The sequence below is a fragment of the Polaromonas sp. P1_E12 genome (genome assembly GCF_056405975.1).
Window position 1 is genome coordinate 59,172 of sequence record NZ_JBFUBB010000008.1, and the last position, 11,671, is coordinate 70,842.

The following is an 11,671-nucleotide window of genomic DNA, read 5'->3' on the forward strand; positions in this document are numbered from 1 at the left end:
AAAGCATGGTGTTTGATGCGTCCGCCATGGCCGCCGCCGTTGCGGCGGGGCAGGTCAGCGCGCGCGAACTGCTCGATGCCAGCCTGGCATGCATTGACAGCACGGACGGCCGGGTCAATGCCTTCACCGAAACAACCCGCACCCGGGCCCGCGCTGAGGCCGACGCGGTGGACGCGCAGCGGGCGCGCGGCGAACCCCTGGGACCGCTGGCTGGCGTGCCGTACGCGGTCAAGAACCTGTTCGACATCGAAGGGCTGACCACACTGGCCGGCTCAAAAATCAACCGCGGCCTGCCCGCGGCTTCGGCCGATGCGGTCCTCGTCACGCAGATGAAGGCGGCCGGCGCCGTGCTCGTCGGCGCGCTGAACATGGACGAATACGCCTACGGCTTCACCACGGAAAACACACACTACGGCCCCTGCCGCAACCCGCACGACCTGACGCGCATCGCCGGCGGTTCGTCGGGCGGCTCCGGCGCGGCGGTCGCGGCCGGGCAGGTTCCCCTCACCCTGGGCTCGGACACCAACGGTTCCATCCGCGTGCCGTCGTCGCTGTGCGGTGTCTGGGGCCTGAAGCCGACCTTCGGCCGGCTATCGCGCCGCGGCAGTTATCCCTTCGTGCACAGCATCGACCACCTGGGTCCGCTCGCCAGCAGCCTGGGCGGGCTGGTGCTGGCCTACGATGCGCTGCAGTTGCCCGACCCGCTGGACCCGGGCTGCCATGCGCTGCGTGTGCAGCCGGTCTCTCCGGTCCTGGGCAAGGGTGCAAGCGGCCTGCGCATCGGTGTGTTGGGCGGGTACTTTCACGACAATGCCGGGCCCGAAGCGCGCGAGGTGGTGGCGCTGGCCGCCCGCACCCTGGGTGCGCAAGCCGACGTGGTGTGGCCGGATGCTGCACTGGCGCGCGCGGCGGCCTTCATCATCACCGCGAGCGAAGGCGGCAGCCTGCACCTGGGCGACCTGCGCACGCGTGCCGACGAATTCGAACCGCTGTCGGTGGACCGTTTCATCGCCGGCGCGCTGCAGCCCGCTGATTGGTATGTGCGCGCACAGCGCTTTCGCCGCAGCTACCGCGACAAGGTCAACGCCCTGTTCCAGGACTGGGACGTGCTGCTCACGCCTGCCACACCGGTCGGCGCCACGGTCATCGGCACCGAGTGGCTGGACATCAACGGCGTGCGCCAGCCCTGCCGCGCCGCGATGGGCCTGCTCACCCAGCCCATCTCTTTTTCCGGCTGCCCCGTGGTCACCGCGCCCATGTGGCCGGCAGCCGGCGGCATGCCGATAGGCGTGCAGGTCATCGCCGCGCCCTGGCGCGAAGACCTGGCCTTGCGGGTCGCACAGGTGCTCGGCGACGCCGGCGACGCCCATATCCGGCCCGCCACACTGGTGACACAAGCATGAACCCCAGCCTTGCCATCAACCTCCCCGACGTCCTGGCCGAAGTCACGGCGGTGTTTGCGCGTTATGAGGATGCGCTGGTCAACAACAAGGTGGACGTGCTGGACGAGCTGTTCTGGAACAGCCCGCACACCCTGCGCTACGGCGCGACGGAAAACCTTTACGGCTACGCCGACATCCAGGCCTTCCGGGCAGGACGGCCGGCGCAGGGCCTGGAGCGGCGGTTGCTGAAAACCGTGATCACAACCTATGGCCGCGACATGGCGACCGCCAATACTGAATTCCAGCGCGCCGGCAGCGCCAGAACCGGCCGGCAGAGCCAGACCTGGATGCGCACGCCCGAGGGCTGGCGCGTGGTCGCCGCGCACGTGAGTCTTCTTGCCTGAGTTTCATTTCCTTGACCTCATAACCCCTGGAGCATTGACCATGAGCAACTTCCTCAATCGCCGCGATTCGATCAAGACCCTGGCCGCGCTCGGCGCCGCGGCAACCGGCCCGTTTGCCTTCGCGCAAAAGCCCCTGACCGTGGGCGTGATCTACGTCGGCCCGCGTGACGACTACGGCTACAACCAGGCCCAGGCGCAAGCGGCGGCCGAGCTCAAGAAGATGCCGGGCATCAAGGTGGTGGAAGAAGAAAACGTTCCCGAAACCGCGGCCGTGCAGAAGACCATGACCGGCATGATCGCGCAGGACGGCGCCAGCCTGGTGTTTCCCACCTCCTTCGGCTACTTCGATCCGCACATGCTGGCGGTGGCGGCCAAGTTTCCCGCGGCGCGTTTTGCGCATTGCGGCGGCATGTGGACGGAAGGCAAGCACCCGAAAAACACCGCCAGCTTTTTTGGTTACATCGATGAGTGCCAATACCTCAACGGCGTGATCGCCGGCCACATGACCAAGAGCAACAAGATCGGTTTCATCGCCGCCAAGCCGATCCCGCAAGTGCTGCGCAACATCAATGCCTTCACCATGGGCGCGCGTTCGGTCAAGCCCGGCATCACCACCAGCGTGATCTTCACCGGCGACTGGTCCATGCCCGTGAAGGAGGCTGAAGCCACCAACAGCCTGGCCGACCAGGGTGTGGACGTCTTCACCATGCACGTGGACGGCCCCAAGGTCATCGTGGAAACAGCCGCCAAGCGCGGCAAGATGGTCTGCGGCTACCACGCCAGCCAGGCCAAGCTGGCTCCGCAGGCCTACCTGACCGGTGCCGAGTGGAACTGGCTCACGGCCTACACCACCTTCATCGAGGCGGCACGCAGCGGCAAGCCGCACCCCAACTTCATCCGTGGCGGCCTGAAGGAGGGCTACGTGAAGATGTCGGCTTACGGACCCACCGTGACCGAGGCGGCGAAAAAGCAGGCCGACGGTGTCAAGGCGCAGATGATGGCGGGCAGTTTCGACATCTTCAAGGGTCCGCTCAAGGACAACAAGGGCGGCACCATCGTGCCTTCCGGCAAGGTCTTCAAGCAGACCGACCTTGAGCTCGAGAAGATGAACTACCTGGTCGAAGGCGTGATCGGCTCCGTGTGAGCCGGCGGCTGACCTTGCGGGCCTGAGACTTTCCTTATCCATGCGCCACTCCCTCGCCAACTTCCTGCTGCCGGGCAGCGCCATCATCGCGGCACTGGGGGTGTTCGGGGTTTTCGCCTGGTTCGCCGGTGTCAGCCCCCTGGAGGTCTGGCTGCTGCTGTTCAAGGGCGCGTTCGGCGACTGGTATTCCTGGCAGAACACGCTGCAGCGCGCCGCGCCGCTGATGCTCACAGCCCTGTGTGTCGCCATTCCGGCGCGCGCGGGCTTGACAGTCATAGGCGGCGAGGGCGCGGTGGTGCTGGGCGGACTGGCCTGCGCCGGCCTCGCGCAAAGCCTGCCCCTGCCCGCGAACATGGCAGGCACGGTGATGGTCTGCCTCGCCGCCGCGCTGGCCGGTGCCTTGTGGATTGGGTTGGCTGGCTGGCTGCGGCAATACCGCGGCATCAACGAAACCATCAGCAGCCTGTTGCTGGCCTATGTGGCCGTCGGCCTGTTCAAGCACCTGGTCGAAGGGCCGCTGCGCGATCCGTCCAGCCTCAACAAGCCGTCGACTTTTTCGCTGGCCGAAGGCCTGCGCATCGGCGGCATCGCCGGCTCCGATGTGCACTGGGGGCTGGTGATCGGCGTGCTGGCCTGCCTGGCGGCGGGCCTGTGGTTTCGAATGACGCCCTCGGGCTTCGCGGTGCGCGTGGTCGGCGGCAACCCGCGTGCGGCGCAACTCGTCGGGCTACCGGCCTCCAGGCTGATCCTGCTGGCCTGTGCGCTGGGCGGGGCCTGCGCCGGCCTGGCCGGCGCCATCGAGGTCGCGGCCGTGCACACCAATGCCAACGCCGCCCTGATCGCGGGCTACGGCTACGCCGGCATCCTGGTGGCTTTCATCGCACGCCAGCATCCCGTGGCCATCATCCCGGTGGCCATCCTGTTCGGCGGCTTTGGCGCGGCCGGCAGCCTGCTGCAGCGCCGCCTGGGCCTGCCCGATGCCTCGGTGCTGGTGCTGCAGGGCATCGCCTTTGTGCTGATCCTGGCCAGCGAGGCTCTGCGCGATGTGGACTGGAAAACTTTTTTTGAGCGTATCAGCCGCTTCGGCCCTTCGGAGCCGAGCCCGATTCCTTTGCCGGAGGAAAAGCCATGACCACCGACCAGCTCCTGATCTTTTTCGCCGGTATCGTCGGCGGCGCGCTGCGCGTCGGCGCGCCCTTCCTCTTTGTCAGCCTGGGCGAATGCATCACCGAAAAATCCGGCCGCATTAACCTGGGGCTGGAGGGCGTGCTGGTGCTGTCGGCCATGTCGGCCTTCGGCGCCTCCTGGCTCTCGGGCTCGCCCTGGGTCGGTGTGCTGGCGGCGGCGGCCACCGGCGCGCTGCTGGCCGCACTGCATGGCATTCTCTGCTCGCTACCGCGGGTCAACGACATTGCCACCGGCATTGCGTTGATGCTGCTGGGCACGGGCCTGGCCTTCTACCTGGGCAAGCCGCTGATCCAGCCGCAGGCGCCGCAACTGCCCGCCATCGCGCTGGGCGGCTGGAGCAGCTCGGCCGCCGTCCGCTCGGCGCTGCAGATCAATGTGCTGGTGCCGATCGGGCTGGCGCTGGCCGTGGCCTTGTGGTGGGCCTTTGCCAACACACGCGCTGGCCTGATGGTACGCATGGCGGGGGATTCGGCCAACGCCGCTCGCTCGCTCGGTTATTCGGTGTCCGCCATCCGCATTGCCGCGACCGCCGCCGGCGGCCTGGTTGCCGGCCTGGGCGGCGCTTCGCTCACCCTGTTTTATCCCGGCAGCTGGAACGAAGGCATCTCCAGCGGCCAGGGCCTGATCGCGGTGGCGCTGGTGATCTTCGCGCGCTGGAGCCCCCTGCGCTGCGTGTACGCCTCGCTGCTGTTCGGCGGCGCCGGCGCCATCGGCCCGGCCCTGCAGTCCGTCGGCATCAACTGGGGATACCACCTTTTCAACATTGTTCCCTATGTGCTCACCCTGCTGATCCTGGTCATCACCTGCCGGCCAGGCAGCACCGTGAGTGGCAGCCCGGGCGAGCTTTCCGCCACCCGCTAGTGACTGCAAGCACTGACAAGGAAAACATCCAGATGGAACGCTTCGTCAACGCCAACCCCTACCCATGGCCGTACAACGGCGACCTGCGGCCCGGCAACACCGCGCTTATCGTTATCGACATGCAGACCGACTTCTGCGGTGAAGGCGGCTACGTGGACAAGATGGGCTATGACATCTCGCTGACGCGCGCGCCGATTGAACCGCTCAGGGCCCTGATGGCCGGCATGCGTGCCGCGGGCTACCACGTGATCCACACGCGCGAAGGCCACCGGCCCGACCTGTCGGACCTGCCGGCCAACAAGCGCTGGCGCTCGCGCCGTATCGGCGCCCACGGCGCGGGCATCGGCGACGACGGCCCTTGCGGGCGCATCCTGGTGCGCGGCGAACCGGGCTGGGAGATCATTCCCGAATTGGCACCGCTGCCCGGCGAGGTGGTGATCGACAAGCCCGGCAAAGGCTCGTTCTACGCCACCGATCTGGAGATGGTGCTGCGAACGCGCGGCATCGAGAACCTGATTCTCACCGGCATCACCACCGACGTTTGCGTGCACACCACCATGCGCGACGCCAACGACCGCGGCTTCGAATGCCTGTTGCTGTCGGACTGCACCGCCGCCACCGACCGCGGCAACCATGAGGCAGCGCTGAAGATGATCACCATGCAGGGCGGCGTGTTCGGCGCGCATGCTTCATCGGCGGCGGTGCTGGACGCACTGGCCACGCCATGAGTCCAGGCATCACCATCGGCAGCCTGCCGCCCGCCACCGGCGCGCTGGCGCTGGACATCTACCGCATGAGCATGCGGTTCGGCAGCTTCACGGCGCTCGACGGTGTCAACATGAAGGTGGCGCCGGGAACCGTGCATGCGCTTCTCGGTGAAAACGGCGCGGGCAAAAGCACACTGGTCAAGTGCGTGGCGGGATTCCAGCGGCCCTCGGAAGGCAGCATCGTCATCGACGACCGTGAGCAGACGATCGCCAATCCGGTGGTGGCTCGCGCGCTGGGCATTGGCATGGTCTACCAGCATTTCACGCTGGCGCCCGGCATGACGGTCGCCGAAAACCTGCTGCTGGCCGGCGGCAAGACGCCGGCGCTGATCGACTGGACGCAAAAACGCGCGGAGCTGGAGGCCTTTGTGCAAACCACGCCCTTCCGGCTGGACCTGGACACGCGTCCGCTGGACATGGCCGCCGGCGAGAAACAAAAGCTCGAACTGCTCAAGCAGCTCTATCTCAAGCCGCGCCTGCTGATCCTGGACGAGCCGACTTCGGTGCTGACGCCGCAGGAGGCCGACGAAGTGCTGGGCCATGTGCGCGACTTCGCACGTGCCGGCCACTGCACGGTGCTCATCATCACCCACAAGTTCCGCGAAGTCATGGCCTATGCCGACGACGTGACCGTCTTGCGCCGCGGCAAGGCGGTACACGTCACATCGGTGCCGGCGACCGACCCGGCGCGGCTCGCGCAGGCCATGGTGGGTGATGCGGCCGCGGCCCACCCCGAAAACCAGGCCACGGAACCCAAGGTGCCTGCCACCAGCGCCGTGCGGGCTGTCGATGTTGCGGCACAAACCGCATCCCTTGATGTTCACGGCCTGCAGGTCATGGGCGACCGCGGCACGCTAGCGGTGCGCGACCTGAGCCTGTCGGTGCTCGCGGGCGAGATCCTCGGCGTCGCCGGCGTATCCGGCAACGGCCAGCGCGAGCTGGTCGAAGCGTTGGTCGGCCAGCGGGCGCGCGCCGCCGGCATGGTGCGGGTGGGCGGCGAGCCTTACGCTGCTACGCGGGGCGAGAACCACCGCCTGAAGGTGCGCAGCCTGCCTGAGGAGCCGCTGCGCAATGCCTGTGTGGGTGACTTCAGCGTGGCCGAAAACATGGCGCTGCGCGACTTCGACCGGCCGCCGCTATGCGCCGCGGGACGCTTGCGATTCGGGCTCTGGCGCAGCCGCGCGCGCGAATGGATCAAGGGCTACGGCATCAAGACGCAGGGGGAGAACGCACCCATTCGCAGCCTCTCTGGCGGCAACGTGCAACGTGCCGTGCTGGCGCGCGAGCTGCATGGCGAGATCAAGGTGCTGATCGCCGCCAACCCGGTGTTCGGCCTGGACTTCGCCGCCGTGAAGGAAATCCACACCCGCCTGCGGGGCGTGGCGCAGCAGGGCGCGGCAGTGCTGCTGGTCAGCGAAGACCTGGACGAACTGCTTGAACTGGCCGACCGCATCGTGGTGATGAGCGAGGGGCGCATCGTCTTCGAGACCGCGGCCTCCGGGGCCCAGCGGCAGGTGCTGGGTGCGCACATGGGCGGGGGACGATGAGTTCCCCCCCGAAGCGGCCTGCAGCCGCTCCCCCCTCAAGGGGACGCCACCAGCAGCCCGGCAAAGCCGGTTCCGCGGTGGCCCACGAAGGAGCACTCCTATGAAAATCGCAGCGGCTCCTTTCGCCTACGAGTTCGAGCTGGCGCACACCGCGCTGGTCATCATCGACATGCAGCGCGACTTCATCGAGCCCGGCGGCTTCGGTGAAACGCTGGGCAATGACGTCTCGCTGTTGCAGGCCATCGTGCCGGCCTGCAAGGCCGTGCTGGAGGCCTGGCGCCGCGCGGGCGGGCTTGTGGTGCACACCCGCGAGGCGCACGGGGCCGACCTGGCCGATTGCCCGCCCGCCAAGCGCAGCCGCGGCAACCCGACCCTGCGTATCGGCGACATGGGAGCGATGGGCCGCATCCTGATAGCCGGTGAACCGGGAAACCAGATCATCCCCGAGCTGGCGCCGCTGCCCGGCGAGATCGCCATCGACAAGCCCGGCAAAGGCGCCTTCTATGCCACCGGCCTGCACGAGCGGCTGCAGCATGCCGGTATCACGCACCTGCTGTTCATGGGCGTGACCACGGAAGTCTGCGTGCAGACCTCCATGCGAGAAGCCAACGACCGCGGCTATGACAGCCTGCTGCTGGAAGACTGCACTGAAAGTTATTTCCCCGTCTTCAAGTCGGCGGCCGTGGCGATGATCCGCGCCCAGGGCGCCATCGTCGGCTGGACCGCCACCAGCGGCGAGTTGCTGGCGGCACTGCCGGCACAGCCCCAACACTGCTAGAGTTTCACCATGCACACTGCCTCCAACCCTCCCGCGAGCCTTGCCGCTGCGCTCGTCCACCGTTCGCGGGCCAACGAGGTGTACGACGAACTCAAGCGCGACGTCTCCGAGTTCAAGCTGGTGCCGGGCGACCGCTTCACCGAAACCGAAATCAGCGAACGTCTTGGCGTCTCGCGCACGCCCGTGCGCCAGGCCCTGTTTCGCTTGCAGCAGGAAGGTTTCGTCGAGGTGCTGTTTCGCAGTGGCTGGCGTGTGCTGCCCTTTGATTTCGACAAGTTTGAACAGCTCTACGACCTGCGCATGGTGCTGGAAACCACGGCCGTGCAGCGGCTGTGCGCCGGTAGCCAGACGATTGACACGGCGCTGCTCGATGAACTGGCGGCCATCTGGCTGGTTCCGGTGGGCGAGCGCAGCACCGATCATGTTCGGGTCGCCCAGTGGGACGAAGCTTTTCATTGCGCGCTGGTGGCGGCTGCCGGCAATGCCGAGATGGCGCGTGTGCACCGCGACGTGACCGACCGCATCCGCATCATTCGCCGGCTTGACTTCATCAAGCAGCCGCGCATTGAGGCCACCTATGAAGAGCACGCCAAGATTCTCAAGGCGGTGCGCGCCAAGCGTGGCGACCAGGCCGCCATGCTGCTGCGCGCCCACATCGAAACCAGCCAGGCCGAGGTGCGCAAGATCACCCTGCACCAAATGCACCTGGCGCGCCAGATCGGGTCTGGAACGCCTCGTTAATGGCCTCATAGGCGTGCAGCCCAACAGATATAAGCGCAAGCTGCTATCAAAAAAGAAGCAAAAACTCAGGCGGAAAGCGCAAATACCGATGCGGCAGAGGCCGTGCGGCGCGCGCCATGCCGCCTAAGTTGTTCCCGCCGTCTACCGCGCCCAGCGCAGCACAAGCGGATCAAGCCGCCTGGCGGTCGCCAGCAGCCCAGCACGCGTGTCCGGGTGCATGGCCGGAAAAGGATGACGCGGCGCCTCGCAGGCGATCACGCCGCCTTCCTTCATCAAGGTCTTGGCGGCCAGCAGCCCTGCCTGGCGATTCTCGTAATTGATCAGTGGCAGCCACTGCTGGTAAAGGGCATAGGCCTTGTCGTGATCACCGGCGCGGTGCGCCTCGATGATCGGACGAATGCCATCGGGGTAACCGCCGCCGGTCATGGAGCCGGTGGCACCGGCATCAAGGTCGGGCAGCAGTGTGATGGCCTCTTCGCCGTCCCAGGGCCCTTCCACCGCGTCGCCTCCCAAACGGATCAGTTCGCGCAGTTTGGATGCTGCACCGGCGGTTTCGATCTTGAAATAGGCGACGTGTTCAATCTCACGGGCCATACGCGCGAGGAAGCAGGCTGAAAGCACGGTGCCGCTGGCGGGCGCATCCTGGATCATGATGGGAATGTTGACCGCGTCCGACAGCCGCGCATAAAACTCGTAAATCTGCGGCTCGCTCACGCGAAAGGTGGCCCCGTGATACGGCGGCATGACCATCAGCATGGCGGCGCCCATGTCTTGCGCCCGGCGGCTGCGTTCGGCGCAAACCTTCGTGCCGTAGTGGGTGGTGGTCACGATCACCGGCACGCGGCCGGCCACATGTTCGAGGACGGTACGGGTCAGGGTTTCACGTTCTTCGTCCGAAAGCACGAATTGCTCGGAGAAGTTGGCCAGGATGCAGATGCCGTCGGAGCCGGCGTCGATCATGAAGTCGACGCAGCGCTTCTGGCTTTCAAGGTCAAGCTCGCCGGTTTCGGTGAAGGTGGTGGGGGCAACGGGGAAGATACCGCGGTAACGCGGCTGGCGGAGCGTGTTCATGGGGACTGGATCAGGTTGGATAAAGTTCAGTAGTTCACTGCTTGAGCGGTTTAATGGGAGTGCCGAGGAACTTCGGAGCCGCGGCAGCCGACCAGAAAATCGAAATCACAGCCCTCGTCGGCCTGCAGCACGTGGTCGACATACAGGCGCTGGTAGCCGCCACGCATGCCTGCAGGGGCCTTCTGCAGGGCGGCAAGGCGTTCAGCCAGTTCGGCATCGCTGATGTCCAGGTGCAGGCGGCCCGCATCGCAGTCGAGCTCGATCCAGTCGCCGTCGCGTACCGCGGCCAGCGGCCCGCCGGCCGCTGCTTCTGGCGCCACATGCAGCACAACGGTGCCGTAAGCGGTGCCGCTCATTCGTGCGTCCGAGATGCGCACCATGTCCTTGACGCCGCGCCGCAGCAGCTTGGGCGGCAGGCCCATGTTGCCGACTTCGGCCATGCCGGGGTAGCCCTTGGGCCCGCAGTTCTTCATCACCATCACGCAGCTGGCATCGATGTCGAGGTTCTCGTCGACGATGCGTTCCTTGTAGTGCTCGAGGTTCTCGAATACGACCGCGCGGCCGCGGTGCTTGAGCAGTTCGGGCGAGGCCGCGGAGGGCTTGAGCACGGCGCCGCGCGGCGCCAGGTTGCCGCGCAGGATGCAGATACCGCCGTCGGCGATCAAGGGGTTGTCGAGAGGGCGGATCACCTCGTCGTTGTACTGCGGCGCCTCACGCACGTTGTCCCATATCGACCGGCCATTGACGGTGAGCGCATTGGGATGCGGCAGCAAGCTGTTTTCACCCAGCCGGCGCAACACGGCGGGCAGGCCGCCGGCATAGTAAAACTCTTCCATCAGAAAACGGCCGGAAGGCTGCAGGTCAACGAGGGTGGGCGTGTTGCGGCCAATCCGTGTCCAGTCTTCCAGGTCCAGCTGCACACCAATGCGGCCCGCGATCGCCTTGAGGTGAATCACTGCATTGGTGGAACCGCCAATGGCGGCATTGACGCGGATCGCATTTTCGAAGGCTTCGCGTGTGAGGATTTTCGACAGCGTCAGGCCCTCGCGCGCCATCTCGACGGCCCGCGCGCCCGACATCTGCGCCAGCACATAGCGGCGTGCATCCACCGCGGGAATGGCGGCGTTGTGCGGCAGCGAAGTACCCAGCGCTTCGGCCATGCAGGCCATGGTGGAGGCCGTGCCCATGGTGTTGCAAGTGCCGGCCGAACGCGACATGCCGCCCTCGGCCGCCAGGAACTGGTGCAGCTGGATTTCGCCGGCCTTCAGTGACTCGTGCAATTGCCACACCGCCGTGCCCGAGCCGATGTTTTTGCCTTCAAGCTTGCCGTTGAGCATGGGCCCGCCGGTCACCACGATGGCCGGAATGTCGCAGCTCGCAGCACCCATCAGCAATGCGGGCGTGGTCTTGTCGCAACCGGTGAGCAGCACCACGGCATCAATGGGGTTTCCGCGAATCGCTTCTTCCACGTCCATGCTGGCAAGGTTGCGTGTGAGCATGGCGGTGGGACGCAGGTTCGACTCGCCGTTCGAGAACACCGGAAACTCGACCGGAAAGCCGCCCGCCTCTGAGATGCCGCGCTTCACATGCTCGGCAATCTTGCGGAAGTGGGCATTGCAAGGCGTGAGCTCCGACCAGGTATTGCAGATGCCGATGATGGGGCGGCCGTCGAACTCATGGTCGGGAATGCCCTGGTTCTTCATCCAGCTGCGGTACATAAAGCCGTTTTTGTCGGCCGTGCCGAACCACTCGGTGGAACGTAGTTTTCGTTTGGTGCTTGTCATGATG

General features: G+C 66.3%; 11 protein-coding genes. 9 read left to right on the top strand and 2 right to left on the bottom strand.

From position 1 onward, the window contains the following. Positions 1–5: 5 nt before the first annotated feature. The 9 genes from AC1D13_RS20590 (at position 6) to AC1D13_RS20630 (ending at position 8,812) form a co-directional block, all read left to right on the top strand. Complete coding sequence (locus AC1D13_RS20590) at positions 6–1,403, top strand: AtzE family amidohydrolase (RefSeq protein ID WP_477666972.1); 1,398 nt, start codon at positions 6–8, stop codon at positions 1,401–1,403. Beyond that, on the top strand, positions 1,400–1,786 hold the full coding sequence (gene hpxZ / locus AC1D13_RS20595) for an oxalurate catabolism protein HpxZ (protein WP_457282333.1): 387 nt from the start codon (positions 1,400–1,402) through the stop codon (positions 1,784–1,786). Before AC1D13_RS20590 ends, hpxZ begins: the two co-directional genes overlap by 4 nt. Before the next feature lie 40 nt (positions 1,787–1,826). Continuing rightward, positions 1,827–2,930 (top strand): BMP family ABC transporter substrate-binding protein, encoded by a 1,104-nt coding sequence (locus AC1D13_RS20600; protein WP_477666908.1) that lies wholly within the window; start codon positions 1,827–1,829, stop codon positions 2,928–2,930. A 40-nt stretch (positions 2,931–2,970) separates the two neighbouring features. Then, positions 2,971–4,062: an ABC transporter permease gene (locus tag AC1D13_RS20605; RefSeq protein WP_457282335.1), complete on the top strand. Its 1,092-nt coding sequence runs from the start codon at positions 2,971–2,973 to the stop codon at positions 4,060–4,062. Then, positions 4,059–4,979 (top strand): ABC transporter permease, encoded by a 921-nt coding sequence (locus AC1D13_RS20610; protein ID WP_457282336.1) that lies wholly within the window; start codon positions 4,059–4,061, stop codon positions 4,977–4,979. Before AC1D13_RS20605 ends, AC1D13_RS20610 begins: the two co-directional genes overlap by 4 nt. 32 nt (positions 4,980–5,011) lie before the next feature. Next, positions 5,012–5,707 (top strand): biuret amidohydrolase, encoded by a 696-nt coding sequence (biuH, locus tag AC1D13_RS20615; RefSeq protein ID WP_457282451.1) that lies wholly within the window; start codon positions 5,012–5,014, stop codon positions 5,705–5,707. Next, positions 5,704–7,293: an ABC transporter ATP-binding protein gene (locus AC1D13_RS20620; RefSeq protein ID WP_457282337.1), complete on the top strand. Its 1,590-nt coding sequence runs from the start codon at positions 5,704–5,706 to the stop codon at positions 7,291–7,293. Before biuH ends, AC1D13_RS20620 begins: the two co-directional genes overlap by 4 nt. A gap of 100 nt (positions 7,294–7,393) precedes the next feature. Continuing rightward, positions 7,394–8,071, top strand: a complete 678-nt coding sequence (locus AC1D13_RS20625; RefSeq protein ID WP_477666909.1) for a cysteine hydrolase family protein — start codon at positions 7,394–7,396, stop codon at positions 8,069–8,071. 9 nt (positions 8,072–8,080) lie between these two features. Further along, positions 8,081–8,812, top strand: coding sequence for a GntR family transcriptional regulator (locus AC1D13_RS20630; protein WP_457282339.1), 732 nt, complete (start codon positions 8,081–8,083; stop codon positions 8,810–8,812). A gap of 141 nt (positions 8,813–8,953) precedes the next feature. Here the strand turns inward: AC1D13_RS20630 and AC1D13_RS20635 are convergent, their stop codons facing one another. Beyond that, entirely contained in the window at positions 8,954–9,883 is a 930-nt protein-coding gene (locus tag AC1D13_RS20635; RefSeq protein WP_457282340.1) for a dihydrodipicolinate synthase family protein, read from the bottom strand. A gap of 50 nt (positions 9,884–9,933) precedes the next feature. Then, on the bottom strand, positions 9,934–11,667 hold the full coding sequence (locus tag AC1D13_RS20640) for an IlvD/Edd family dehydratase (RefSeq protein ID WP_477690199.1): 1,734 nt from the start codon (positions 11,665–11,667) through the stop codon (positions 9,934–9,936). Between the last annotated feature and the right edge of the window lie 4 nt (positions 11,668–11,671).